Origin of the sequence: Cumulibacter manganitolerans, from assembly GCF_009602465.1 — a bacterium.
GTDB classification, from domain to species: Bacteria; Actinomycetota; Actinomycetes; order Mycobacteriales; family Antricoccaceae; genus Cumulibacter; species Cumulibacter manganitolerans.
This window is the reverse complement of sequence record NZ_WBKP01000003.1, coordinates 66,721-93,232: the sequence shown is the minus strand read 5'-3', so window position 1 is coordinate 93,232 and position 26,512 is coordinate 66,721. Positions and strand designations below refer to the sequence as shown.

Below are 26,512 nucleotides of genomic sequence, written 5' to 3'. Positions count from 1 at the left end.
AGGAACTGTTCAGCGATCCCGAGGAACCGTCAGTCCGACCGATGAACCGTCAGGAATCCCGACGAACGTTCAGGAATCCGGGGAACTTCTAGCCTTTGCCGGTCATGCGGGCGGTGGTGTCGAACGCGGCGAGTTCTGCGGGGTGGAGTTGGTGTTGCACGACGAAGGCCCGGTCTTTGATCCGCCAGAGCCCTTGCCCCGTGCCGAGTCCGGGCAGCAGGCGGCGTTCGGTGCCGGTCAGCCCGAGCGCGATGGCGGTCGGGCCGAGCTGATCGGTCTCCTGCCGGTAGACGATCCTGGTCTCGGCGTTCGCCAGCAGGCTGTTCGCCAGCGCCCGGTTCGCCGATCCTGCGTCGCCGACGTTCTCCAAGTCGGTGAGCTTGTGGAACACGAGCAGATTCGCCAGCCCGTAGTGCCTCGCCAGCCGCCAGTGCGCGTCCATCCTCCGCAGCAGCGCCGGGTGGGACATGAGCCTCCATGCCTCGTCGTAGACGACCCATCTGCGGCCCCCGTTGGGGTCGAGCAGTGCGGCTTCCATCCATGCCGACGAGCAGGTCATCAGCACCGAAATCAGCGTGCTGTTCTCGGTGACGCGCGAGAGGTCGAGGCTGACCATCGGCAGCGACGGGTCGAACCTGACGGTGCTCGGACCGTCGAACAGGCCGGCCAGGTCCCCGGCGACGAGGCGGCGCAGCGCGTGGCCGACCTGGCGGCCGTCCTCGGTGAGCCGGCCGTCCGGGTCGTCGGCAGGGTCGGGGCGCAGTAGCCGGTCGACCACCATCGGCAGGATCGGCACGTCCGCGTCGCGGACCGCGCCGGCCAGGGCGGTGTCGATCGCGGTGTGCTCCAACGGCGCCAGTCGCCGATCCAGCACCGTCTCGGTCAAGGCTCCGAGCAGATCGCGGCGTCGCGCGGCGAGGGTGGTGGCCCACTCCTGGTCGGACAGGCCGCCGGGCCGGTAGCCCTCATCCAATGGGTTGAGCCTGTTGCCCATCCCGTGCCCGAGGATGATCGCTTTCCCGCCGACTGCTTCCGCGACGCCGGAGTGCTCGCCTTTGGGGTCGCCGGGAACGTAGACGCGGTACCCGAAGGGCAGACTGCGGGTGTAGAGGCTCTTGGCGAGCGACGATTTCCCGGAGCCGACGATCCCGGCCAAGATCAGGTTCGGCGCGGTGATGATGCCCCTGCGGTACAACTCCCACGGGTCGTACACGAACGACGAGCCGCTGTAGAGGTCTTGGCCGATGAAGATTCCCGCGGCTCCGAGCCCGGCTTCGGCCAGGAACGGGTACTGCCCGGCGAGCACGGCGCTGGTGTCCTGATGCCGGGGTACCCGGAAGCGGCCCGGTGTCCTCAGCGCCGCTGGACCGGGCTCGCCGGCGGCGGGCAGGTAGACCGTGGCGCGGCGTTCGGCCCGTTCGGCGGCGGCCTTGGCCTGGGCCGCTTCCTTCTCGACGTGACGCTGCTCGGCGACGAGGCGGGCGGCGGCTTGCCGCCGCTGCTTGCGCAGCCGGCGCCGCTCCGAGGCGGGAGCGACGAGGACAGCGGTATGCAGCTTCTCGCCCCGGCTCACAACGACCGCCCCCGCGTCCCGGAGACACAACCGCCGGCGGGGCGGTCGAACCATGACGAGTCCGGCGCCGGGCGAGGTTGCCGTGGCGTGTCCGGCTTGGGCTGCGGCGGGTCCTCGATGCCGAGCAGGGCCAGCGCGTCCGCGTTCTGGCGAGCGGCCTCAGCGACCCATCCGGGAAACAGGCCCTCGTGCTCGGGTCTGCTGCCGGGGTTGTCGATGGCGTACTGGCGGGCGTCGCCGGCCGCGGTCAGGTAGGCGGCGAGGTCGCGCATCGCGCGGGCGCCGGTGAACAGGTCCCGGCCGTCGATCGTCTGCCCGGTCGCGGTGTCCTCGATGAGGTAGGCGTGTCGCTGGTGCTCGCCCAGCGGCGAGTCCGGCCAGACGGTCAAGGTGAGCGTCCCGACTTGCCGGGACATCGGAGCGGCGGGGTCTGCGCTGTTCATGGCGGGCAGGTGCGCGCCGACGCGTCTCGGTGGTGGCTACGTCAGAGCGACAGCCCGCGGGCCTGCTTGACCGCGGCAACGCCGGGATACTCGAACCAGCCGCCGTCACGGACGGCGCTACGCCGCCCGGCCGTCTCTCGCTCACGGCCTGTCGTCGGGCGGCGGGCCGGGACGTGCGCCCCTGCTTCTTTGTCGATGGCGTCCTCGGCGCGGATCAGGTGCCGCCGGTACAGGGCGACGTGCCCGGCCATCGGGTTGTAGGTCATCGCGTAGTCGCCGGTCTCGGCCTGCCGGTCACCGGGATAGACCGGGGCGGTGTCGTGAACGTCGCCGTTCTCCAAGGCGGCGTTCGTGGTCTCCTCGCCGTAGTCCCACGCCGACAGATGCTCGATCCCCGCCTCGACCCCGTGGGCGTCGATGAGGTCGATCACCCGGTCGGCTTCCTCACCTTGGAGGAACACGACGCCGACCCACCGCTCCACCATCCGGTCCTGCGGGTTCCACACGATCCGGCCCGAGTGGGTCATGGCCGCGCTGAGGCGGTCGTCGGCCTGGTCGATGAGCGTGCCGGCCTGAAGCAGCTCATCCGCTGCGGCCAGCGCCTCGGCCGCACCGCCGCTGTACTCGCGGGACTCGTCGGTGACGTGATGCTGCCGGCTCAGATGGGCGGCGGCGAGCTGGTCGAGCACCTGCCGCAGCGATCGCAGCCCGCCCAACAGTTCACCGATCACGACGTAGGTCTCGGACGGGTCCTCGAAGCTACGGCTGGCGTGAGCCAGACCGCGCAACGCCTCGTAGGCATCGCTGGCATCGCTGGTCGGGTTCGTGTATGTCGGCATCACGGGCCTCCTTCAACGGGGTGGGATGCCTGCCAGGTGAGCGCGCCGGTCACACCGTGCGGCACAGCGGCAGCGCGGCCGCCGTGAACGCGACCGCTTGCTGGCCGACGAGCCTTCGGGTCTCGCAGGAGGCTTGGATCGAGGCTTGTTCGATCGCGGCGACCGCGGCTTCCAGCTCGTCGAGGCGGGGGGCGGAGACGGAGATGAGGCCGGAGACGCGCAGCACGCCGTGGCCGGCGGTCAGGTCGGCTTCCTGTTGCAGCACGTCCTGGTATTCCGCGGTCTGCGCGGCGTCCTCGATCTGCCCGATCCGGGCGCGCTGGGCCGCATCCGAGATGTGCTCGACCTTCTTCTTACGGATGTCACGGGCCGCCTGGTCCGAGCGCATAGGCGTGTAGATCAGCGACACCGACCGTTGGATGCCGGTCGACAGCAGCACCGGCGCGAGGAACCCCGGATAAACGAGGCTGCGAGGCCATTCGGAGACCCACAGCACGGTGTGCCACGCGGAATCGGTGCGCAGGTTGCCCCAGGTCTCGGTGACCGCGACCGGGCCGGCTGCGGCAAGCTCCTGCCCGAGCCGCCCGTGCCGCTCCAAGGTGGCGGCCACGGCCGGGTCATACGCCGAGCGCAAGATCACCGCGACCTGACCGGGACCGAGCCACCCCGAAGGGGTCAAGTCCGCAGACCGCAGCGCGGCGACCAGAGTCGCCATCTCCTGCCGGAGCACCGCGGCGGCACCGCGGATACCGCCGCCGGCGGTCCTGATCTGCCGACCCGCGACCTTCATGTCCAGCGAGAGGCTGACGGTCGTGGCGTGCCGTTCCCCGGCGGGGCCGGCCCGCTCGATCAGCTCACGGTAGGTGGTCGCGGCCCAGGAGCCGTCGTCGGTGCCGTGCTCGGCCCACCATTCGGCCAGCCCACTACCTGAGTCCGGCAGGGTCCGTTCGAGCACTTGCAGGGTCGCGATCCTCCCGGAGCGGCAGACCGTGGCGAGCACCCGTCCCCATGAGGTGACGCGGCGCTCCTGTTCTCCGGGGTCCAGCAAGATGAATGCCGGATGGGTCACTTCCGTCACGACCGTCAAGGTCGCCTGGCGGGGGTCGTGGATCATGCACGCCCCGGTCTCGCGGTCCAGGTGCTCCCGCAGCCGGGCCATGTCGCCTGGCAACGCGAGACTCCCGGCCGGTCGAGGCTTGACGATCCGACGCCGGTAGAGCAGTTGCCCGCCGGTCGAGCGCCACAGCCACCAGCAGGCGACCGGGAGCCACTCGACCATCGGCCGCCCGGCGATGGACACCCAGGTCAGCACCACGGCGAGCAGCCAGATCGGGGCGGTGTAGGCCAGCAGCATCCCGGCGCCGCCGTAGAACGCGGCTAGCAGCGCCAGTCCACCGATGCCGAGGGTGATGAGTTGAGAGACGGAGAGGCCGAGCAGTACCCCGCGGCGGGTGAGCCGGCTGAACTTCATCGGCGTCAGCTCGCTACCGGGCGTCTTTCGTTCCGTCGCCGTGGGCATGGCCGATCACTCCTTCCCGGTCCGCGGCGGCCCGGACTTGGGCGGCGCCGGAGTTCGCGGCTGCGGCGTCGAGGGCGGCGGCGTCTGGGGCGGCGGCGTGCCGCCACCGCGCTCGTCGGCCGCTCCCGCTGCGGTCTCGGCCTGACCCGCGACCGCCTTGCCCGCCTTCGGGCCGGCTTCGGCGGTGCCCTTGACGACCTGCGCTCCGACAACGACCGCCGCCGCCGGTCCCGCGGCCGCAGCACCGGCCCCCGCTCCCGCGCCAGCTTCTGCGCCTGCTCCCGCTCCACCCCCGGTCGCCGCTCCGGCTCCGGCCGTGCCCGCACCACCGCCACCCGCGGCAGGTGCGCGAGTCGTGGGCGGTGGCGTGCCGCCCGAGCCACCGCCAGACCCGCCGCCGTTGGGGTCTTCGAGAACCTTCTTGGGCTCGCCGCCGCCTTGGGTCTTGGACGGGATCGGGACGGGACGGTTGAGGGCGTTCTTGGCCTCCTGCTCGGTGCCCATCTGCTGGTACAGGTCGAAGCCGACGAAGGAGACGAAGCGGTAGACCATGTAGGGCGCGAAGGCCGCGATGCCCATGAGCACGATGCCGGTGATCGGTTCGGTGACAGCGGCGATGTCCAGCTCGATCGGGGTGGCGATCTGCGTGATCGCCAGCAAGAAGATGACGACGAGCACGAGCTTGCTGATGATGAGGGCGATCACGAACGCCGCCCATTTCCCGATCCACCCTTTGGTGGCGTCCCAGGACGCGCCGGCGAACGCGATCGGTGCCAGCACCACGCCGACCAGCAGCAGCGCCTTGCGGATAAGCAGGCTGAACCAGACGATTGCGACGGCGGCGATCATCAGCCCAGCCAGGAAAATCGTCACGATCGCACCGACGCCGGGCGCGGCGATATTGATGCCGCTCAGCCCGGCGGCGAGCAGGATGATCTTGTCGCCCATCGTCCCGGTGGTCTCCCCGGACGCCTGGATGATGCCGATGCAGAGCTGGTCCACGATTTCCAGCGCGAGCGCGGTCAGCGTGACGACCACGAACGCGCCCAGCACCGATTTCGCCGCGCCGAGCGCGGCGCGGGACAGCGCGGTCGGGTCGCGGTGGATCAGCCCGGTGATGAGTTGCAGGCAGAAGAAGATCAGGACGAGGAAGACCCCGATGCCGAAGATCAGGTTGTAGACGCTGGTGAACCCGTCCGTTTGGACATCGACCAGCGTGGTCGTGTCGAACACGGCCCACATCGCCTCGATCAGCCAGCCGGCCGCGCCGCCCATCGCCTGGGCGAGCCAGTCGAACGGGGCGGCCACGACCGTCGCGGCGGCCTCGCCGGCCACGTCGCAGACGGTCGAAATCACGGGAACGTCGCAGACACCCATCACGAATCTCCTGCTGTGACCGGCGGCCCTATACGGCCTGGCCGACGTTCCAGAAGAAGTTCACGAGCGTCACCGCGGCGCCGCAGATCACCGCGGCGCCGCAGGAGATGAGGACGCCCAGCTTGCCCCTGCCCGCCAGGTGCGGGTTCGAGCTGTTGGCGCCGTAGGCCCACACGATCGCGCTCACGATCAGCGCCAGGACGCTGAGGATCAGGCCGACCGTCATCACGGCGCCGACGATGGTGCGGAGCTGTTCGATGCCGGGCAGGCCGTTGCTGTTGGGGTCGATGTCGATCACGGCGGTTACTCCCTCGCGTGGGCGGATGGCTTGTGGCGGCGAGGTAGGCCGGAGAGCGACTGGACACCCAGCCAGCGCGTGAGAGCATGAGAAAGGCCCCGTCCACGTGCGGGCCTTGACTCGGTGCGGGTCAGAGCTGGTTGCCGAGGGCGATGAGCCAGTTCACCCACGCGACCCCGGCGCCGGCGAGCGCGGCGGCTCCGACGCCGACGAGCACCCCGACCCTGCCTTTGGAGGCGAGGGCGGGGTTGCCGTGCGAGGCGCCGAACGCCCAGCAGATCGCGGAGACGATCACCATGAGCACTGCGACGATCAGCACGATCATCAGCAGGGCGCCGATGACCTGTTTCAGATCACCGATGCCGCCCAGCCCGTCGAAGTCGGGGAACACGTCCATTACGCACCGCCGGCTTGGACGGTGATGTGCAGGTGGTCGAAGTGCCCGCCGGTCACGTTGCCGGGGTCGTGCATCCCGCCGCCGTTGTAGGGGCGCCAGCCTTCGGCGTCGCGTGCGAGGGACCATATCTGGCCTTGCCAGATCAGGTACTCCACGCCCAGGACCTCGGCGTGGTCTTTGATCCAGTTCGTGAGCGCCCACCCGGCTTCGAGTTGCGCGGGTGTCGGGTACTGGCCGATGGCGTTGCCGAATGTCACGTCACAGGCGCGGCCCAGCGGGTGTTCGGAGACGGTGCCGGGACGGGGCGAGTAGCACGCCCACGAGGTGTCGGGGAAGGCGGCGCGGGCCTGGGCCATGACGTGCGCCATGCGCGCGGTGATCTGCCCGCTGCTGGTGGGGTCATCGACCATCTGGTCGGGGTCGCCGTCCAATGGGGCCGGCGCGCCCGCGGTGCCGCCGCTGGTGTCGCAGTCGGCGGGGCTGCCGACCGTGGCTTCGGGCAGGTCGGCCGCGTTGTGATCGTTGAGCCACGCTGCGGCGTCGACGGCCTCGCCGGTCGTGCCGCCGGGCCGGACCTCGAAATGCAGATGCGGTCCCGTGCTGTTCCCGGAGCTGCCGACATCGCCGATGTGCTGACCCGCGGTCACCCGGTCACCGGCCGCGACGTGGATGCCGGACTGCCACATATGCGCGTACGCGGTCGCCACGGTCTGCCCGTCAATCTGGTGCTCGATGACGATCAGCCCGCCGTAGCCGCCGGAGAACTCGGCCACGGTCACGGTGCCGTCCGCGGCGGCGAGGATCGGCGTGCCGTCCGGGGCGGCGAAGTCGGTGCCGGTGTGGAACGACGGTTCCCCGGTAATCGGATGGATGCGCGGCCCGAACTCGCTGGTGAGCACCCAGGTTCCCTCGGGGAGCGGGAACACAACCCGCGAGGACTCCGCGACCGGACCCGCCGCCAACGGGGCGGCGGCCGGGCCAGCCGCACCCGCCGCGCCGGTGAGGGCGTCGAGGATGCGCTCGGCGACCGGCTCGTAGTTGCGATAGCGGTCAGGATAGGCACTGACCTCGACAGCCTGCGCGGCCTCGCCGGGGTCCATCTGCGCCCAGCCGGGAATGTCCAGCAGGCCCCGCGGCGAGGGATAGTTCGGGCCATCGGGTCCGCCGTAGAACGCGCGGGCCTGATAGTTCGTGTCCATCAGCTCCGCGACGGTTCCCCAACCCGATTGCGGGCGCATCTGAAACAAGCCGAGGGAGTCGTGGTCACCGCCGTTGCCATCGTTGGGGTAGTTCGCGGACTCGGGGTAGGCGCCCGTGTTGGCGAGCTGGCGCAGGGTGCTCTCGGTGAGCGCGGCCATCAGCGCGATCGTGATGCCGGGCCGCCCTACACCCTCGATGCTGTTGCCGATTGTGATGATCGTGGCCGCGTGCGTGAGCTGCTGCCGGTTCAGCGTGAATGTGGTGCCGTCCTGCGTGGTGACGGTCAGCGATTCGGGGATGTTGCCCACGGTGACGCTGCCGCCGGGGACGGCGCAGTTCGCGGCGGCGGGATTCATCAGCACGCCGATCGCCAGCAGGACACAGGCAGGGCCGAACAGGACGAAGGCGAGTCCGAGGATGAGGAGCTTCTTGACCACGACGCGCCCTCTGTCATCGCAGCGGGTTGTCGAGCTGCGACAGGCGCAGCACATGACACAGGCCGGTGCGGAACTCCGGCGCCGGAGGCGGGCAGGCCAGGAACACGGTGAACGAAACCGGATGCTCGCTCGTGACCGTCTCGCCGTTCCAGACGCCCTCACGGTGCCGGGTTCCCTCGATCGTGACCGCGGTCGCACCACGCGGGAGCTGGCCGGGCTGGGCCTGCTCGACCGCGGTGTCCCATGCCTCGGGCACGAACGAGGACTCGATGGTGAGGTGCTGAGTGGTGGCGTACCTGCGCAGCTCGATCCACGCCTCACGCGAGGGCAGATACGAGGCGATGTCGGCGGCGAGGCCGGCCTGCTCGGTGCCGGACGGGTCGCCCACCGCGAGGATCACGCTGGTGTAGTCCAAGGGCATCAGCCCCGAGCCAGTATCCCACGCGAACAGGGCCTCGGCGACGTTGCGGGCAAACTCGTCGGGATCGCTGGACGGCATGACCCGCGGCAGCCGCGACGTACTCGGCCCGGTCTCACCCGGCGCGGTGACCGTGGGGTCCTGTCCGGGATCAGGTGCGGCAGGTCGTTGCGGGCCGGCGATCAGCCCGTAGACGCCGATGCCGACCAGGATCAGCAGGACGAGGCCGACGGCAATCACGGCGATCAGGCGGCCACGGGACCAGGAGGCGGGATTCGTCTTCATACCGCCAGGTGCTCACCGCCCCGAACGACGAGAGCGACGACGGCGGCGCGGATCAGAGGGCGCGCAGCAGCGGCCGGCCCGCCGACTCAGAGGCGGCGGTGGTGCGGGCGGTACGGAGCTGGTCGGCGAACTCGGTGGTGCCCTCGACGGCGACGAAGAACGCCTCGGCCTGCTCATCGGTGAGCCCGACAGCCAGCTCGTCCACGTCGTAGTGGGTCCACCACCCTTCCAGGTCGGCCCAGGTCAGCACGAACGCCCGCACCGGGTACCGCGCCGGCCCCTCGTCCTCGGCGGCTGGTCGACGCTTCGGCGTGGCCGGCTTGCTGGCCTTGCGGGTCTTGGTGGCGTGGACGCGGGCCAGGGCTTCGTCGGCCAGCTCGTGCAACCGCCGGTCCCGCTCGCTGTCGGCCTCGGCTTGGGTGTCGTGAAGGCGTTGGAAGATCGGGTTGACCGGCGCGCCGGCCTCGATCTGCGTCACTCCGTCCCGTGCCTGGGCGCGCACCGTCTCGGAGGCAGTCGGGTCGTCAGCCAAGCGTCGCACGTACCCGATCTGTTCCAGCCGGGTGTAGGAGGACGAGCCGGTCACCATCCGTGCCGCATGCGCACGAGCATCTCCGAGCTGGTGCGAGTCCGATGGTCCCGCCGAATCGGCGGGACCATGCTTTCCTGGCTCGTGGCCCTCGTGGAACTGGGTCTTGGCCTTGCGGCGGGCGGCGTCCTCGGCCATGAGTTCCTTGATCTCCCGGTACAGCGCCTCGGCCTCGATCGGGGTGAGCGGCTTGTGGAGCTGGTTGTCGTCCTGCTCGGCCAACAGATGCCCCAGCCGGTCCGAGATACCGGAGCGCACCCACACGCTGACTCGACGCCAGCCGAGCTTCTTGATCGCCGCCAGCCGGCGCGCCCCGCACACCAGCACCCCGTCCGGGGTGATCGTCGGCGGCTGCAACAGCCCATCCCGGTCGATCGAGGCCGCTAGCGCGTCGAGGTCGCCCAGGTCCGTGCGATGCCGATGGCCGACCGTGATGGAGTCCACCGCCCGCTCCAGCTCGATGTGTCCGGCCGGCGCGCTCATCCCGCACCCCGCGCCTTCGTCGTACCCGGTGTAGCCAGGGAGAGGGTGAGCACGAGGTCGTCATCGCGCAGCAGCACCGGCAACGTCTCGCCGATCAGCAGCCGCAACAGCACGCCGCGTCCCGCGCCGGTCGCCGCGAGCGCCGGGTCCGGGCAGCCGAGCAGGGCGCGCAGCAGCACCGCCCAGGAGCGTCCCGGAAGGTCGATCAGGGCTCTGGCGTGCTTGTCGCGTCGCAGCGTCTCGTAGGCGGTGTGTCGGGTCCCGACGCGGGTCAGCGCCACGCAGACGTGCTCCACCGCCGAGCGTGCCGTGCCCTCCGGCCAGTCCAGCAGCATCAGCAGCGTGATCGCGTCCTCGACCGCCGACGCCGCCGTGGTCGCCGCCGGCTCGGCCGGTGCCTGCTCCGGGGCGTCGTCGTGGTCGTGGGCGTCCTTGATCTGGAACGCGGGATGGTAGTCGCTCAGGACGTTCTCGCGGTCGGAAAGCCGTTCGGGGTCGTGGAATATCGAGTAGCGGGGTCGGCGTGCCTGGTGGGTCGAGCACAGCAGCCCTTGGCCGCGTTCCTCGGCGATGCAGGTGATCCGCACCGCGTGCGTGATGACCGCCCACGGGTCATCGGCGGTGCGGGCGGCCTTGGTGCGCATCACGTCGAACGCCGCCGACGCGGCCTCCCACGGATCGAGCCGGTGCTTGTGCGCCAGCGCCGCGTACTTCTCAGCCGCGAACGCCATCAGCTCTGCCGCCACCGGGTCGTGCTCCCAGGCGCCGCGACCGGCGGCGTGGAGCCGTTTCAGCAGGGCACGCAAGCCCTCGCTGGTGCGGTAGTCCTCAGCCGGCCGGCCGCTACTCTCGCTCATGGTGCTGGTGTCGTTGGTCATGGTCTGGGCACCTCCCGGCGGCGAGGTGCACCCGCAGACGACTGCGGGTCTCGCCTTTGTGGAGTGGGCGCCCATGACTCATCACCACCCGGCTACCTCATCCCGACCCCGGAGCGGCGCGGTCCCTGCTCGGCGCCGCCGCGACGGCCGAACGCGCTCAGAGGCGGCAGCCGCTTGGCTCGCTCGGCGACCCAGCGCGCGCCCTTCTCAATCGGGGCGCGCACGAGCCGGTTCATATCGGCGGTCCGGTCGATGCCCCGGCGGGACAGCGCGCCGCCACCTTGGGCGAGCAGGTCGGTCGGGCGCACCCAATCCACGCCCCGGCCCCGTACCCGCGCCAGCCTCTCCTTCGCGGCCTTGCGTGACTCGGCGGCCTTGACCGCATCCGGCGTCCCCGCGGCTTCGGTCGCCTCGGCCGGGTTCGGGTCGTTCAGCTCACGGGGCGGCGGCTTGGGCTCGGAGTGAGGCCGCTCCCGCATCCGGTCCTCGTCATTCATGGCAGGGCTCCTTCCATCTCGGGCTGCGACCCGGAGGGGTCCGCCTCATCGGACTGGTGAGCACGAGGCAGCCAGCGACCCACCGTCGAGGGATGCACGCCCAGGTGCCGGGCGATGGCCTTGTTCGACCAGTCCTGCTCGCGCAGCTCTGCCGCGAGCACCCGACGATCCGGCCCGCCGTCCGCATCCGCAGCGGCGACGCGTGCCTCCGCAGGTGGCGGGTCGAGAGGTGCCGCCTCGCGCTGTGGCACGGGGGTGATCGGCTCGACAGCCGGTGGCACCTCGGGCGCAGTAGCGGGGCGTGCGGTGGCGCGGGTCAGCACGACGGTCAGATGCGTGATCGCCAGCAACACGACCGGCGGCACAGCAGCGACCGCGGCCGCGAGCGGGCCGGGCACGTCGGCGTCGGCCGCGACCACCGCGTGCAGCGAGTTCGCCGTCACCGACACTGCGGCGCCGCCGACCAGCAGCACCCACGGATACCACGCCGCCCGCTCACCGGCGAGGGCCACCACGGCGACCGTGGAGACCACGATCACGCCATCGACGATCAGCGGCCACGCCCACGCCTGCCCGGCCCCGATCCCGGAGCGGCGGGCAAGGTCGGCCAGGGACGTGAACGACAACCAGAACGCGCCGGCGGCGATGAACACCGTCCCGGCGACCGAGGTGATGACCGCCCACCGGCGGCCGCGCAGCTCCTTCATGGCAGCCCCCGCGTGGCGGGCGCCCGCTGCTGCACGTTCCCGCGAGCGAACTCGCCCGAAGACGATGCGGCGGGACGGTCCCGCCGGGCTCCGACGCCGACGCTGCGATAGGCGCTGTAGACGGTGCGAGTGATTTCCCGCTCCCCGAAATCCGACTGCGCGGCCGTCACCATCGCGTCCAGGGCATCCCCGAGCGGCACCCCGCCCTCAGCCAACCGGCAGGAGGCCCAGAAGAGTTTGAGATTGCGGTCGGTGGCCTGCCGGCCCAGCCACGTTGCCAGCCGCTCCGCGTCCTCCCGCCGCGCCGGCCCCGCGAGGCGCGGCCGGGGCGCGGGCCGAGGATCAAGGAAGTCCCGCAGCCGGCCCGCATCTATCGGCCGGGCAGCACCGGCCGCGGCCTGCTCGATCCGGTACGGGGTGCGCACGCCGTCCAGCCGCAGCAACGAGGGCGGCGCGATGATGTAGCCGCCGTCGCCGCGGCAGTCGATGCCGACCTTCCCGGCCTGCCAGGATCGTTGCGCCTGGTGCGAGTCGGCCGGGAAGTAGGCGTGCTGTCCGCCGGTGGGCGTGCGCACGACCGCCAACGGCTCCGGGACCAGCCCGGCCCGCGCCGCACGCGCATAGGCGGCATACCCGTTGACCCCGTGCACATCCACGTCGATCACGACCAGCCCCGAGGCGGCGCCGGTCGGGATGCCGATGTTCGCGGTCGGCCGCGACCGCCACCACCCCTCAACCCGGTCCAGGTCGATGCTGGCCTCGTGGAACCCGCGCTCCGGGATCGGGCGCTTCCCGCCCGGCGCGCAGGGGAACACCGGCACCCCGGCTCGCGCCAGCTCGCGCGCCGCGACCGGCAGCGGCGCCCCGTCGAGCTGACCGAACACGGCGGCAGCCGTCGCGGCGGCGACCATCACAGGCCCCGTCCCGAGCCGACCGGAGCCGCCGGTGTCTCCCGTTCCGGCAGCGGCTCGACCCGGCGCGGCGCCTGTTCTGGCGTCTCCTGAGCCTGCGGCGTGCGCTGTGGGCCGTCCACCCGCAGGGACAACGGGTTGCCGTTGCCGAGCTGCGGCGTGTCGAGCTTGTCGAGGATGTCGAATGCGGTGCTGCGCACCTGCTCGCCCGTAGCGCGCACGACCGCCACCGGGTCTTTCCCGTCCACCTTGGCCGCCCAGCCGGCGACATACGGGATCGTGTAGTCGCTGGTGTCCATGCCGTGCGCGGCGGCGATCATCAGCGCCACGGACTCGGCCCGTACCTCGCTGATCCCGCGATGCTCGCGGGCGTCGTCCTGCTGGTTCGGGCCATCCAGCCGGACATGCGCCAGCTCGTGCGCGATGGTCTTGACCTGCGCGGCCGGGTCCATGTCCGCACAGACCATCAACTGACGGGTCTCGAAGTCGGTGCAGCCGTTCGCGCCCCGCTCCATGCGGTCGCGCGGCATCCGCAGCACCTCGAACCCCAGCGACTCCGCCTGCCCGGCCAAGCCTTCCCAGAGGCCGGCGGGGGCTTCGCCTTCCAGCAGCCTCGGACGCGGCAGCTCAGGAAGCGATGCGCCGTGCGTCCTCGACACATCCCACACATAGGCCGGGACGACGTTGACGATCCGGCGACGCACGACCTCGCTGGGCCGCGGCTTCTCCCACTTGCCCAGCCGCCGCCACGACGCCGGGTCGCGCGGGGTCGCTGAGGCGAACCTCGCCTTGACCGGACCGCGAATCCGATAGCCGCCGTCCTTCTCCGGCCAGCGACCCATCTTCCGCCAGTCGTTGTACCCGGCAACCCACGTCGGCGTAGGCGTCGGCACCCGCCCCTGTTCGTAGGCTTCCAAATGCTGCACCCAGATCAGCAGCGTGTTGTTGAACGAGCGCGTGCGGAACCTCGCCGCGAACTCCATCGCCCGCCGCCAGTCATCGCCCGACACCAGCTCCTCGACCGAGCGCACGATGCGCTCTTCCAGCACGTCGAGCGTCGCCTGCTTGTCCTCGTTCGCAGCCACCGTCTGGCCTCCCTCCGCCTGGGTCACCCCAAGAGGGAGCGACCGTGCGACCGCAAGGTGCGCCAGGTAGATCAATGAGACGAGACGGACGAGGAAGATGACGACCGTCAGGCTCCGTGATGAAACCCGACGTATTGGTCCTCTCTAGCCCCTTGCGCCTCCTGCGCCTAGAGCCGCGCGATGAAGTCGAGTCTTGCGGCGCATGTTGCGCGACAAGTTACGCATCCGCCGCCTCGCGACCGTGCTTGCGTAGCCGACGGCTTGCCAGATCATCGGTATGGCTGGCGTGTGGGTGTGATCGAAAATGTGTAGGAGAAACACCGAATCGTCGTCGGAACCAGGACGCAGCCACACGAGGGTCCCCCCAGCCCACCTGACGAGCAGCAACGTAGATGGGAAGGTCGGTCTCCTCGACAAGGCGCGTAAACTCCGTAAGGCGACTCTCCGTTAGGAAGCGGAAAGGTGACAGCCCGACTTGCTGGCTGAACGTTCGGCTGAGCTGGCTTCGCGACATTGCCACTTCCTGCGCCAAGAGACTGATGGTCCAGGGGTCCGACATTCTCGTTCGCAGGAGGATCACGGCACGATCAACCGAGGGGTGACGGCTTCGCTGCGTCAGCCGACCCTTGATCGGCAGCGGCGACAGCGTTCCCAAAGGATGATCCGGTGTAAGGACCGTGGGCAGCGCGATTTCGATCAACTGCGCGAACAACGATATGAGACTCGTCACCGCGAACTCGGGGTCGTCATGAGAACTGACGAGGCTGATCTGTCGCCATAGTGGCTCCATCCGCTTCAAGGCATCTTGGCCCACGACGTGGACGAAAGCCGACCCATCCCAGTCGTCAACATGGGAAATCGACTCCCGAAGCCGAGTCGAATCCGTAAACACCCATCGAAGCTGGCTGCGAAGGAAGACCTCATCCATGTAGACAGTCCACGTCCGAACACGTGGCGTCGGCTGGATGGAGCACCACCTGCCTGCACCCAGAAACAGCACCGAGCCACTGCGGAGCTCGTGGATACCGGTCGCCGTGTGGATTCGCGCCGCGCCGGCCATGACATGCACCGCCTTTGCATGGCGAAAGGTCACCCGACGCATAGGGGCTGTGCGTACGCTCTCGACCGCCGTCATGGGAAGCCCGTTCGAGCGCACGGACCCCGCCGCGCTTGGATCAGCGCGGCTCAAACCCTGCCGACCCGTCGTCCCCTCATTGATGCAGTTAACGACCCCGCACAGGCGCCTGCGCCAGTCCTAACGAGATGCATACGGCGTAGGCGCCGATCCTAACGGTTTCGACACGTCCAGCGCTGAGAGAACGGCTCCCGGTTCGAGCCGCTGGGGCAGTGCAGGATCGTGCCTAGCTTGCCTCGGGGACGTGAAGACGGTAGCCCATTCCGGCCTCGGTGATGATGTACTTGGGTGCGGCGGGGTACGGCTCCAGCTTCTTGCGCAGTTGGGCGATGTACAGGCGCAGGTATCCGGTATCGGTTACGTGTTCGGAACCCCATATCTCCGTTAGCAGGGTCTGGCGTGTGACGAGCTTTCCTGGATTTCGGATGAGTTGTTCGAGCACCTGCCATTCGGTCGGCGTCAGTCTCACCGTTTGTGGTCCACTCTTGGTGCGTCGGGTCACCTGGTGTGCCGATAGGTCAACTGTGACGTTGCCGAAGGAGACGATCGGATCAGCGTCATCGCGCACAACCCTGCGAGTGAGCGCGCGGATTCGGGCGAGCAGTTCGTCGATGGAGAACGGCTTGGTGACGTAATCGTCGGCGCCAGCGTCAAGGGCTTCTACCTTGTCGGCAGCTCCGCTGCGACCGGAGATGACAAGGATGGGTGCCGCGGACCATCCTCGGATGCCGTTGATGACCTCGATGCCGTTGAGCTTGGGCATGCCCAGGTCGATCATGAAGATGTCCGGGTGGTGCTGGACAGCGCTGTTGATGGCCTCGGCACCATCGGCTGCGGTGATGATCTCATATCCTTCCGCTCCGAGCGTGATGCGAAGCGCGCGGAGTATCTGTGGGTCATCGTCAGCGATCAGGATTCTCATGACCTTCATCGCCTTTCTGATTCGTGCTGGGTGGTTCGGCACCGACAGCGGGAAGGGCCACAACCATCGTGACCCCGCCGCCTGGCGTGTCTTCGGGTGTGAGAGTTCCACCCATTCCCTCGATAAATCCGCGAGACAGCGCAAGGCCGAGGCCAAGGCCGGTGGTGTTGTCAGTGTCGCCCAGGCGCTGGAAAGGCACGAACACGTCGTCGCGTCGCTCAGGTGGGATGCCGGGTCCGTTGTCGATCACGCGGATCTCCACCGATCCGGCGAACGCGCTGGTAGTCACTCGGACTCGCGAGCCCGGTGGTGAGTATCGTGCAGCGTTTGACAACAGATTGACCACGACTCGTTGAAGAAGCACCGGATCGGCCAAGACTTGCGGCACGTCGGCGTCCAAGTCCAACCCGGCGGTGTCGGGTCCAAGATGGAGTTCGTCAACGGCGGCGAGGATCACGTCGGCGGGATCGACGGGAGTGCGGGCGATGCTCAGCACTCCGGCTTGGAGCTTGCTGACATCGAGGAGGTCGGTGACGAGGGTCGCCAGGGTCGCCAGACTCTCGTCGGCAGTCGCGAGCAGTTCTGATCTGTCGGCTTCACTGAGTGAGTGGCGCGTGGAACGTAGTCCGCTGACGGCCGCGATGGCCGCCGCGAGAGGACGGCGCAAGTCATGGCTGACAGCCGACAAGAGGGCGCTGCGTACTCGGTCGGAGGCTGCCAGCGGCCCGATCTCGCCCACTGTCTCGGTCAGATCGGAGTGCTCCAGCGCGGCGTCAAGTTGTGCGGCAACAACGTTGAGGAGGCGTTGTTCGGAGGCTTCTAGGTCATGTCCGTGTAGTTCGAGAGTCGCCCGATTGCCGATGGGAACTCGAACGCACTGATTGTCGGGAAGGGGTTCGCCGCTGGTCGCGAGCACAGTGTCTCCTTGGAGCAGGCGAACCCCAGCCATGCCAAATGCTTCCCTGGTGCGCTCGACGAGCGCTTGCACGGCGCCCTGCCCACGCAGCACGCTACCGGCGACGGTGGCCAGCAACTCCGACTCTGCCGCGGCGCGACGAGCGACCCGGGACTCTCGGGCGGCACGGTCAACCACGTAGCTGACGAGGACCGCGATGACGACATAGAGGCTCAGCACGAGCAGATGGAAGGGTTCGTTGACCGTCACGGTGTACAACGGCTCGACGAAGAAGAAGTCCAAGGTGAGCCCGGACATGACCGCGGCAAACAGTGCGGGCCAGATGCCGCCGGTGAGCGCCACGATCACGACGAGGAGTTGATAGCTCAGGACGTCGCTGGTGATCGAGTCCTCACTCCGAAGCGACGCGAGCAGCCACGTGAGCAAGGGGCCACCGACAAGCGCGACCGCGAAGCCAGCGACTCGGCGTTTCAGCGTCAACGCACCGCCGATGCGCGGAAGGGCGAACCGGTCGCCGGCTGCCGCATGGTTGACGATATGGACATCGATGTTGCCGGCCTCGCGGATGACCGTGGCGCCGATGCCTGGTCCTGTGAGTGCGGCGGCGATCCTGCCGCGCCGGCTCACTCCGATGACGAGCTGGGTGGCGTTCACGGACTTGGCGAACTCGACCAGGGCTTGGGGAATGTCGCTACCGACGACCTGGTGGTAGGTGCCGCCGAGCTTCTCGACCAACGCCCGCTGCTGGGCGAGAGCGGCCGGGTTGGCGGTGCGAAGCCCGTCTTGGCTGGATACATGGACCGCCAGCAACTCGCCACCACCGGAACGGGCGGCGATGCGCGCCCCACGGCGCAGCAGCGTCTCGCCCTCAGGCCCGCCGGTGAGGGTCACGACGACCCGCTCGCGTGCCTCCCAGGTGCTGTCGATGCCGTGCTCGGCCCGGTAGCTCTGCAAGGCTTGGTCGACCTCATCAGCCAGCCACAGCAGCGCGAGCTCGCGCAGGGCGGTGAGGTTACCGAGCCGGAAGTAGTTGGACAGGGCAGCGTCGACGCGCTCGGCAGGGTAGATGAGGCCGCCGGCGAGCCGATCGCGCAGTGCTTGCGGGTCGAGGTCGATGACTTCCATCGAGTCGGCGGCGCGCAGGATGTCATCGGGAATGGTCTCGCGCTGCGGGACGCCAGTGATCTGCTCGACGACATCATTCAGCGACTCGATGTGCTGGATATTGAGGGTAGAGATGACGTCGATGCCAGCGTCAAGAATCTGTTGCACATCTTCCCACCGCTTTTCATGCCGTGAACCGGGGGCGTTGGTGTGCGCAAGCTCGTCCACCAATGCGATGTCGGGCCTGGTGGCGATCACCGCATCGACGTCTAACTCGGTCAAGGTAACGTCGCGGTGACTAACCATGCGACGTGGGATGAGCGAAAGTCCTTCGGCCATACTGGCTGTGGCGGCGCGTCCGTGTGTCTCCACAATGGCGACCACGACGTTCTTGCCTTCATCGACCAGACGCCGACCCTCCTCCAGCATGGCGTAGGTCTTGCCCACGCCAGGTGCTGCTCCGAGCAGCACCCGAAGCCGCCCCCGCGCAGTCATGGCTCAGCCCTCCACTTCTTCTACAGCCAGATTAAGCTCTAGGACGTTGATGCGGGGCTGGCCGAGGTAACCCAGGTCGCGGTCTTGGGTGTGCGAGGCGACCAGGGCGCGAACAGTCTCCACGGGCAGGCCGCGTGCTTCCGCGACCCGCTGTACCTGGATCGCCGCGTAGGCGGGACTGATATGCGGGTCCAGCCCAGAGCCGGAGGCGGTCACCGCATCGGCGGGCACCTCTGAGGGCTGGACGCCGTTGAACGCGGCGATCTGGGCTCGCCGTTCGGCGATCGCTGCGATCAGGTCGGGGTTCTCCGGTCCGAGGTTTGACCCGGAGGAGGCGCCGGCGTCGTAACCGTCACCGGCGGCGGAGGGGCGGGGCTGGAAGTACTCGGGCAGCGGATTGCCGGTGGCGTCGGTGAAGGACTGACCGATCAGTGCCGAACCGACCGGTTCGCCATCGCTGGTGGTCACGATCGACCCGTTCGACTGCCACGGGAACACGAGCTGCCCTATCCCCGTGATCGCCAGCGGATAGACCACGCCCAGAACAACCGTCAACACCAGCATGATGCGCACCGCAGTCCACACCGTGCGGGCGGAACTGCGGGCAGAACCGTTCACGAGAAAGGCGTCCTTTCAATAACCGGGGAGGAGTCCGACGATCAGGTCGATTAGCTTGATCCCGATGACGGGTACCAGCAGGCCGCCTACCCCATAGAACAGCAGGTTGCGGTTCAACGCGCGTGCGAGATTTGCCATCCGGTACGGCACGCCGATGAGCGCCAGCGGGATCAAGATCGCGATCACCACGACCCCGAAGATGACCGTAGACAAGATGGCAGAGGCAGGTGAGTGCAGGCCCAGGATGTTCAACGTGGCAAGGCCGGGGAACACACCGACGAACAGAGCCGGGAAGAGCGCCACGTAGCGCACTAGATCGTTGGCGATGTTGAAGGTCGTCAGCGCGCCGCGCGTCGCCATCTGCCGTCTGCCGATGTCGATGATCTCCACCAGCTTGGTGGGGTCGTCGTCGAGGACGATCATGTTCGCCGCCTCTTTGGCAGCCGAAGTCGCGGTGTTCATCGCGACCCCGACATCCGCCTGGGCCAGCGCTGGGGCGTCATTGGTGCCATCGCCGCTCATCGCTACGAAGTGGCCTGCCGCCTGCTCCTGCTTGATGAGATTGAGCTTGTCCTCGGGCCTCGCGTCACCGAGATAATCATTGACGCCGGCCTCTTTCGCGATCGCCGCAGCGGTCAACGGATTATCGCCGGTGACCATCAGAGTTCTGATTCCCAAGGCACGCAGTTGGCTGAGCCGGGCGGGAACGCCTTCCTTGACAACATCCCTGAGCTCAATGACCCCGAGAACCTGCCCTGGTCCACCTGCCCGCTTGACCGCGACCACCAACGGTGTTCCCCCGGCATGCGCGATCGCAGCGGTCTGTGAACGCAGTTCGTCCACCACATGACGTGTCTGCTGTGTGCCAACGTGCTTGAGCCAGCCCAGGATCGCCGACTCGGCGCCCTTCCGAACGCTGCTCCCATCGGGCAGGTCACGACCGGACATCCGAGTCTGGGCGCTGAACGGCACTCCCCTTCCCGCGTCCGGCGGGTCGTTGGCTGCGGCGAACCCCTGTCGATGCGCCAACTCCACCGTGGAAGTTCCCTCCGGGGTGGGGTCATCCCGCGACGACAGCTCTGCAGCCCACATCAGCTCGTCCATCGTGGCACCGGCGACCGGGGTGAAACGAGTAGCGCGGCGATCGCCCTGCGTGATTGTGCCGGTCTTGTCGAGTAGGACTGTCGTGATGTCCCCGGCGGTCTCGAGTGCATGGCCGGAGTCCACGAGCACGTTGCGCTGCAGCAGCCGATACATACCGGCAATACCGGTGACCGACAGCAAGGCTGCGATTTCGGTCGGGATCAGACAGGTCACCAACGCGACCAAGACCGGGATGGACACGGGGCTCGCGACCGGTGAGGCGACCGCGTTGAGCGTCAGCGCGATCAGGACGAAGGATACCGAGAACGAGGCCAGCAGCGCACTCAACGCGAGTTCATTCGGTGCTTTCTGCCGGCGAGCACCCTCGGCGAGCACGATCATCCGGTCGACCTCGGTGTCCCCCAGGGGTGTCGTGACACGCACGATGACCCGATCCGACAGCACCCGGGTGCCGCCGGTGACGGCAGAGCGGTCGCCGCCGGACTCGCGGATGACCGGCGCAGACTCCCCGGTGATTGCCGACTCGTCCACGGACGCGATGCCCCAGATAACCTCACCGTCTGCGGGAATCACGTCCCCGGTGGTCAAGACCACGATGTCGCCGGGCTGTAGTTCCGCGGAGTTCACGTCGCGGATGCTCGATCTGTGACCGCCCGCGTCGTTCTCCGCATCATAATGATGCACACGATGTGCGGTGGTGCTCTCCCGGATGAGCCGGAGCGAACTCGTCCGCGCTCGCCCGCGCCCCTCGGCCAGCGACTCGGCGAGGTTCGCGGCAAGAAGGGTCAGCCACAGCCAGACGGCGATCGTCCAGGTGAAACCTGCGGGTAGCACGGTTCCGCCGGATGGTGCGGGCCCGCCGACGAACGGTTCGCCGATCGCGACGATGGTCGTCAGCGCAGCCCCGCACCACACGATGAACAGCACCGGGTTGCGTGCTTGTGACCTAGGGTTGAGTTTGCGAATCGTGCTCCCCAGCAAGGGGCGAATGGCCCGCCAGAGCATCCGGATTCGAGGCCAGACACGCCTGCCGGTGAAGCGTTGCACCGTTGATGCCATCGTCATCCCAGCCCCTCCGCCAGCGGACCCACCATCAGAACGGGGATGAACGTCGGGACCGCGACGAACACGATGACACCGACGAGCAGGGCCACGAACTGTGGTCGGTGCAGCGGCAGTTCGGTGGCGGTCGACGCGGCACGGTCTTGTGCCGCGAACGAGCCCGCCAACGCCAGCACCAAGGCGATCGGGACGAACCGGCCCAGCAGGATGATGACCCCCAGGGTGGTGTTGAGCCAGGGGGTGTCCGCACTGAACCCGGCGAACGCGGAGCCATTGTTGATGGCGGCGGAAACGAATGCGTACAGAACCTCGGACATGCCGTGCGCACCGGGATTGCCCATGCCCTCGGTCACTATCTCCTCGTGCACTGCTGGGATCGCCAGACTGATCGCCATCCCGGCCAGCGCGAGAGCCGGCATCACCAGGATGAACAGGCTTGCGAGCTTCACCTCGCGCACCCCGACGCGTTTGCCGAGGAACACCGGTGCCCGACCCAGCAGCAGCCCGGTCAGGAACACAGCGATCACGGCCATCACCAAGATCGTGTAGAGGCCGGCCCCGACGCCACCCGGCGAGACCTCACCGAGCATCATGTTGAGGATCGCGACCATCCCACCCAGCGCCGTGTAGGACCCGTGCATCGAGTTCGCCGCACCTCCGGAGGTTCCCGTGGTGGCAGTGGCGAACAGGGTTGATCCGATAATCCCGAACCGTTGCTCCTTGCCCTCCATCGCGCTGCCTGCCAACTCCGGAGCGGTACCCTTGCCGGCCAGCTCGAACGCGGTCACTAGCGTGAACACCACCACGAACAGCACGGCCATCGCCGCTGCGATCGCGTACCCCATGCGATGGTCGCCCACCATCCGCCCGAAGGTGCGCGGCAGGGAGAATGGGATGACTAGCAGCAGGAACACCTGGAACAGGTTCGCCCAGGGGGACGGGTTCTCGAACGGATGAGCCGAGTTCGCGTTGAAGAACCCACCACCGTTGGTGCCTAGCATCTTGATCGCCTCTTGCGAGGCGACCGGCCCGCCGGGGATCGTCTGGGGGCTGCCGGTCAGGGTGGTCACGTCGGTGAAACCGTTGAAGTTCTGGATCACCCCGCCTGCGAGTAGGACGAGCGCGGCCAGCACCGAGAACGGCAGCAGGATGCGCAGCGTCCCGCGCACCAGGTCCACCCAGAAGTTGCCGATGCTGCCGCCCCGGCGGTAAGCCAACCCGCGCACCAGCGCGACCGCGACCGCCATTCCCACGGCAGCCGACACGAAGTTCTGAACCGACAGGCCGGCCATCTGCACGAGGTAGCCGAGGGTCTGTTCGGGCGAGTAAGCCTGCCAGTTCGTGTTCCCCACGAACGACGCTGCGGTATTGAACGCGAGGTCTTCGCGGACCGGCGGCAGGCCAAGCGAGTACGGCAACAGATGCTGTGTGCGTTGCAGGAGATAGAGTCCGACCAGTCCCGCGCCGGAAAAGACCAGGACCGCACGCAGATACGCCTGCCAGGACTGTTCGCTGTCCGGATTCACACCTACCAGCCGGTACAGTCCCCGCTCGACCTTCCAGCTCTTAGGTGTCGTGAAGACCCACGCCATGTAGTCACCCAGAGGGCGGTACGCCACGACGAGGAGGACACCCAGCGTCAACAGGGCGCAGATGGCGATAAGCCACTCCATCAGAACCGCTCCGGCGAGACCAATGCGAACACCAGATACACGATCGCCGCGACGGCCAGCGCCGCAGCGATCACCTCCACGACGATCACAGCCTTGCTAGCGCCTTCCCGAGCATGCTGATCCCGACCAGCAGTGCCACGCTGCCAAGCAGGTAGGCCACATCCAGCACTGAAGACTCCGTTCCTCGACTGCATCCCTCACGGGAACTCTGAGTCCCGATACAACACCGAGACGCAGCTCGCGAGGAGCACTCCTAACGGAACGCATACGGGGATTGCGGCAACCCTCGCGCTATCCAAACGGTCTCGCTGTCGCGCGAGTCCGATTGGGAGTTCTTGTTGCCGTGCTGAATGAAAGGGCGAGGCCGACCCAGCGCTTCGGGTGTCGCTCGAACTACTCGCCTACCAGGCTCGGCGTTCGCGCAGCGATCCGCAGTCGACGCTGCATGGCCGTCGCGACGCGGGCGAGCACCAGCAGGTCGTTCGGCTGGGACACGGTCGCCGCCGCGATCACCGAGTCGTACGGACCGTCGACTACCCGCCGACCCTTCAAGGCGAAATGACGAAACAGCGTCATCGCTCCCCTCGGCTGCGCAGCGATCTGCGCGGTCTTCGTCTGGTCGTAGCCGCGCTCCTCGAACAGCCTCAGCGCCGCATCCAGCAGTCGCCGCCTCGTCTGCTCACGCCGACCCGACCGTTCAGCCATCACCCAACGTTAGCCACTAGCAAGAACGAAGGAAGGCAGCCCTTACTGCTCAGTCATTCCACCGATCTAAGGCCAGATTAAGCTCTAGGACGTTGATGCGGGGCTGGCCGAGGTAACCCAGGTCGCGGTCTTGGGTGTGCGAGGCGACCAGGGCGCGAACAGTCTCCACGGGCAGGCCGCGTGCTTCCGCGACCCGCTGTACCTGGATCGCCGCGTAGGCGGGACTGATATGCGGGTCCAGCCCAGAGCCGGAGGCGGTCACCGCATCGGCGGGCACCTCTGAGGGCTGGACGCCGTTGAACGCGGCGATCTGGGCTCGCCGTTCGGCGATCGCTGCGATCAGGTCGGGGTTCTCCGGTCCGAGGTTTGACCCGGAGGAGGCGCCGGCGTCGTAACCGTCACCGGCGGCGGAGGGGCGGGGCTGGAAGTACTCGGGCAGCGGATTGCCGGCGGCGTCGGTGAAGGACTGACCGATCAGTGCCGAACCGACCGGTTCGCCATCGCTGGTGGTCACGATCGACCCGTTCGACTGCCACGGGAACACGAGCTGCCCTATCCCCGTGATCGCCAGCGGATAGACCACGCCCAGAACAACCGTCAACACCAGCATGGCGCGTGCGGCGACGAGGATGACGCGCGTGTTCGCGCGAATGTGGGTATTCATGATGACCTTTCACTGGTGAATCAGAATCCGGGGATCAGGCTGACTACGAGGTCAATGAGTTTGATCCCAACGAATGGCGCGATGATTCCGCCGACGCCGTAGATGAGCAGGTTGCGGTTCAATGTCTTGGAAGCGCTCAGTGCGCGGTATTTCACACCGCGGAGCGCGAGCGGCACCAGCAGCACGATGATGATGGCGTTGAAGATGATCGCGGAGAGCACCGCCGATGCAGGTGAGTGCAGTCCCATGATGTTCAGCACCGCAAGACCGGGAAACACCCCCATGAACATTGCTGGGATGATTGCGAAGTATTTCGCGATGTCGTTCGCGATCGAGAACGTCGTGAGCGCCCCGCGAGTGATGAGCAACTGCTTTCCGATCCGTACGATGTCGATGAGCTTGGTCGGATCGGAGTCGAGATCGACCATGTTGCCTGCTTCTTTCGCTGCCGACGTGCCCGTGTTCATCGCGACCCCGACATCCGCCTGGGCCAGCGCGGGCGCGTCGTTGGTGCCGTCACCGGTCATCGCCACGAGATTGCCGCCGTCTTGCTCCTTACGGATGAGTACGAGCTTGTCCTCGGGGGTGGCCTCGGCGAGGTAGTCATCGACGCCGGCCTCTTTCGCGATCGCCGCAGCGGTCAGCGGGTTGTCGCCGGTGATCATGACGGTGCGGATGCCCATCGACCGCAGCTCGGCGAAGCGGTCCGCTAGTCCGTCCTTCACGATGTCTTTCAGGTGCACGATCCCGAGAATCTGCGGGGGGACGCCGGGGGCTTTGATAGCGACGACGAGCGGTGTTCCCCCGGAGCGGGAGATGTGCTCGGTGTGTTCCTCGACCTCGGCAATCACGCTGGACGGCAGGGGCCGGCCATCGGCCTCCAGCCATGACGTTATCGCCGAACCGGCCCCCTTGCGCAGTTGGGTCCCATCGGACAGGTCGAGGCCGGACATCCGGGTCTGCGCGGTGAACGGGACGACCTCACCCCCACTGGGTGTGACCTCAACGCCCTCGGCACCGGCGAGCTCCACGATGGATGCCCCTTCCGGTGTCGGGTCGGCGAGGGAGGCGAGCGCGGCAGCACGACTCAGCTCGCCCGGCTGGATGCCAGCAAGCGGGACGAACGCGCTGGCACGGCGGTTGCCATAGGTGATCGTGCCGGTCTTGTCCAGCAGCAGGGTGGTGACATCCCCGGCGGCCTCCACGGCACGACCGGACATGGCCAGCACGTTGCGCTGCACGAGCCGGTCCATGCCGGCGATCCCGATCGCCGACAGCAGTGCCCCGATGGTGGTGGGGATCAGGCACACCAGCAGCGCGATCAGCACGGTGATGCTCACCGGGCTGGCCGCGTAGGAGGCGATCGGGTTGAGCGTGAGGGCAACGGTCACGAAGATGATCGACAGCGCGGCCAGCAGTATGCTCAGCGCGATCTCGTTCGGGGTCTTCTGCCGCGCGGCCCCCTCGACCAGGGCAATCATCCGATCCACGAACGTCTCGCCGGGTCGCGAGGTGATGCGTACCACGATCCGGTCCGAGAGCACCCGGGTGCCGCCGGTGACGGCAGAGCGGTCGCCGCCGGACTCCCGGATCACCGGCGCAGACTCCCCGGTGATCGCCGACTCATCCACGGAGGCGATTCCCCACACGATGTCACCGTCGCCGGGGATCAGCTCACCCGCCGAGACAACCACGACATCTCCGAGCCGCAGTTCGGCCGAGGAGACAGCTTGCAGCAACGCTCGTTCCGCCCCTGCGTCGGTCACCGCGTCGTAGTGTCCGGTAACACGGCTAGCGGTGGTAGTGCTGCGGGTCTCGCGCAGCGACTCCGCCTGCGCCTTCCCACGGCCTTCGGCCACCGCCTCGGCGAGATTGGCGAACAGCACCGTGAGCCACAGCCAAACCGCGATCGCCCAGGTGAACGACCACGGCACTGCAGTCCCACCGGAGGAAGCAGGCCCGCCGAGGAACGGTTCCGCGATCGCCAGAGCAGTGGTCAGCACGGCCCCCACCCAAACGATGAACATCACCGGGTTGCGCCACTGCTGGCGCGGGTCGAGCTTGCGGAACGCACCCGGTGCCGCCGTGACGAGCTGCACCCAGGAGAAGGTGCCGCGAGGGGTGTCGCTACCGGCGGACGAGCTGCCGGCAGATGAGCTGTGGACGGATGAAGTTGTT

Annotated in this window: 25 protein-coding genes; all 25 read right to left on the bottom strand. The window is 68.1% G+C overall.

Annotated features, from left to right (window positions below; genetic code table 11):
* Window positions 1–88: 88 nt before the first annotated feature.
* The gene (locus F8A92_RS01920) at window positions 89–1,573 is read right to left on the bottom strand and encodes an ATP-binding protein (RefSeq protein ID WP_153502856.1); all 1,485 of its coding nucleotides are present in this window, start codon (window positions 1,571–1,573) and stop codon (window positions 89–91) included.
* Window positions 1,570–2,016, bottom strand: a complete 447-nt coding sequence (locus F8A92_RS01915; protein WP_153502855.1) for a hypothetical protein — start codon at window positions 2,014–2,016, stop codon at window positions 1,570–1,572. The genes F8A92_RS01920 and F8A92_RS01915 overlap by 4 nt, the downstream gene beginning before the upstream one ends.
* A 41-nt stretch (window positions 2,017–2,057) precedes the next feature.
* Complete coding sequence (locus tag F8A92_RS01910; RefSeq protein ID WP_153502854.1) at window positions 2,058–2,855, bottom strand: hypothetical protein; 798 nt, start codon at window positions 2,853–2,855, stop codon at window positions 2,058–2,060.
* 49 nt (window positions 2,856–2,904) lie between these two features.
* Complete coding sequence (locus tag F8A92_RS01905) at window positions 2,905–4,374, bottom strand: SCO6880 family protein (RefSeq protein ID WP_153502853.1); 1,470 nt, start codon at window positions 4,372–4,374, stop codon at window positions 2,905–2,907.
* A gap of 6 nt (window positions 4,375–4,380) precedes the next feature.
* Window positions 4,381–5,709, bottom strand: coding sequence for a type IV secretion system protein (locus F8A92_RS01900; protein ID WP_228389116.1), 1,329 nt, complete (start codon window positions 5,707–5,709; stop codon window positions 4,381–4,383).
* Between the two features lie 70 nt (window positions 5,710–5,779).
* Complete coding sequence (locus F8A92_RS01895; RefSeq protein WP_051723506.1) at window positions 5,780–6,049, bottom strand: DUF6112 family protein; 270 nt, start codon at window positions 6,047–6,049, stop codon at window positions 5,780–5,782.
* Between the two features lie 130 nt (window positions 6,050–6,179).
* Window positions 6,180–6,446: a DUF6112 family protein gene (locus F8A92_RS01890; RefSeq protein WP_153502851.1), complete on the bottom strand. Its 267-nt coding sequence runs from the start codon at window positions 6,444–6,446 to the stop codon at window positions 6,180–6,182.
* Window positions 6,446–8,083: a M23 family metallopeptidase gene (locus F8A92_RS01885; protein ID WP_153502850.1), complete on the bottom strand. Its 1,638-nt coding sequence runs from the start codon at window positions 8,081–8,083 to the stop codon at window positions 6,446–6,448. Before F8A92_RS01885 ends, F8A92_RS01890 begins: the two co-directional genes overlap by 1 nt.
* 13 nt (window positions 8,084–8,096) lie before the next feature.
* Window positions 8,097–8,786: a flagellar basal body-associated FliL family protein gene (locus tag F8A92_RS01880; protein ID WP_153502849.1), complete on the bottom strand. Its 690-nt coding sequence runs from the start codon at window positions 8,784–8,786 to the stop codon at window positions 8,097–8,099.
* Between the two features lie 52 nt (window positions 8,787–8,838).
* Window positions 8,839–9,858, bottom strand: coding sequence for a ParB N-terminal domain-containing protein (locus F8A92_RS01875; protein WP_153502848.1), 1,020 nt, complete (start codon window positions 9,856–9,858; stop codon window positions 8,839–8,841).
* A complete protein-coding gene (locus tag F8A92_RS01870) occupies window positions 9,855–10,736 on the bottom strand; it encodes a hypothetical protein (protein ID WP_153502847.1) in 882 nt (293 codons plus the stop codon). Before F8A92_RS01870 ends, F8A92_RS01875 begins: the two co-directional genes overlap by 4 nt.
* Before the next feature lie 92 nt (window positions 10,737–10,828).
* Window positions 10,829–11,233, bottom strand: coding sequence for a hypothetical protein (locus F8A92_RS01865; RefSeq protein WP_153502846.1), 405 nt, complete (start codon window positions 11,231–11,233; stop codon window positions 10,829–10,831).
* Complete coding sequence (locus tag F8A92_RS01860; protein WP_153502845.1) at window positions 11,230–11,940, bottom strand: DUF2637 domain-containing protein; 711 nt, start codon at window positions 11,938–11,940, stop codon at window positions 11,230–11,232. Before F8A92_RS01860 ends, F8A92_RS01865 begins: the two co-directional genes overlap by 4 nt.
* Entirely contained in the window at window positions 11,937–12,851 is a 915-nt protein-coding gene (locus F8A92_RS01855; protein ID WP_153502844.1) for a bifunctional DNA primase/polymerase, read from the bottom strand. The genes F8A92_RS01860 and F8A92_RS01855 overlap by 4 nt, the downstream gene beginning before the upstream one ends.
* Window positions 12,851–13,936 carry an ImmA/IrrE family metallo-endopeptidase gene (locus F8A92_RS01850; RefSeq protein WP_153502843.1) on the bottom strand — a complete coding sequence of 362 codons (1,086 nt, stop codon included), beginning with the start codon at window positions 13,934–13,936 and terminating at the stop codon, window positions 12,851–12,853. The genes F8A92_RS01855 and F8A92_RS01850 overlap by 1 nt, the downstream gene beginning before the upstream one ends.
* Before the next feature lie 217 nt (window positions 13,937–14,153).
* A complete protein-coding gene (locus F8A92_RS01845; protein ID WP_194291322.1) occupies window positions 14,154–15,029 on the bottom strand; it encodes an AraC family transcriptional regulator in 876 nt (291 codons plus the stop codon).
* Between the two features lie 268 nt (window positions 15,030–15,297).
* Window positions 15,298–15,993 (bottom strand): response regulator, encoded by a 696-nt coding sequence (locus F8A92_RS01840; protein WP_034717961.1) that lies wholly within the window; start codon window positions 15,991–15,993, stop codon window positions 15,298–15,300.
* The gene (locus F8A92_RS01835; RefSeq protein ID WP_153502841.1) at window positions 15,974–18,508 is read right to left on the bottom strand and encodes an ATP-binding protein; all 2,535 of its coding nucleotides are present in this window, start codon (window positions 18,506–18,508) and stop codon (window positions 15,974–15,976) included. Before F8A92_RS01835 ends, F8A92_RS01840 begins: the two co-directional genes overlap by 20 nt.
* 3 nt (window positions 18,509–18,511) lie before the next feature.
* On the bottom strand, window positions 18,512–19,126 hold the full coding sequence (gene kdpC, locus F8A92_RS01830) for a potassium-transporting ATPase subunit KdpC (RefSeq protein WP_153502840.1): 615 nt from the start codon (window positions 19,124–19,126) through the stop codon (window positions 18,512–18,514).
* A 15-nt stretch (window positions 19,127–19,141) separates the two neighbouring features.
* Entirely contained in the window at window positions 19,142–21,295 is a 2,154-nt protein-coding gene (gene kdpB, locus F8A92_RS01825) for a potassium-transporting ATPase subunit KdpB (protein WP_153502839.1), read from the bottom strand.
* Complete coding sequence (kdpA, locus tag F8A92_RS01820) at window positions 21,292–22,965, bottom strand: potassium-transporting ATPase subunit KdpA (protein ID WP_034721426.1); 1,674 nt, start codon at window positions 22,963–22,965, stop codon at window positions 21,292–21,294. The genes kdpB (F8A92_RS01825) and kdpA overlap by 4 nt, the downstream gene beginning before the upstream one ends.
* Window positions 22,965–23,054 carry a potassium-transporting ATPase subunit F gene (locus F8A92_RS18840; protein ID WP_153502838.1) on the bottom strand — a complete coding sequence of 30 codons (90 nt, stop codon included), beginning with the start codon at window positions 23,052–23,054 and terminating at the stop codon, window positions 22,965–22,967. The genes kdpA and F8A92_RS18840 overlap by 1 nt, the downstream gene beginning before the upstream one ends.
* A 304-nt stretch (window positions 23,055–23,358) precedes the next feature.
* Window positions 23,359–23,670 carry a helix-turn-helix domain-containing protein gene (locus F8A92_RS01810; RefSeq protein ID WP_153502837.1) on the bottom strand — a complete coding sequence of 104 codons (312 nt, stop codon included), beginning with the start codon at window positions 23,668–23,670 and terminating at the stop codon, window positions 23,359–23,361.
* A 49-nt stretch (window positions 23,671–23,719) separates the two neighbouring features.
* Window positions 23,720–24,334, bottom strand: a complete 615-nt coding sequence (gene kdpC, locus F8A92_RS01805; protein ID WP_153502836.1) for a K(+)-transporting ATPase subunit C — start codon at window positions 24,332–24,334, stop codon at window positions 23,720–23,722.
* 20 nt (window positions 24,335–24,354) lie between these two features.
* Entirely contained in the window at window positions 24,355–26,433 is a 2,079-nt protein-coding gene (kdpB, locus tag F8A92_RS01800) for a potassium-transporting ATPase subunit KdpB (protein ID WP_228389115.1), read from the bottom strand.
* Window positions 26,434–26,512 lie beyond the last annotated feature (79 nt).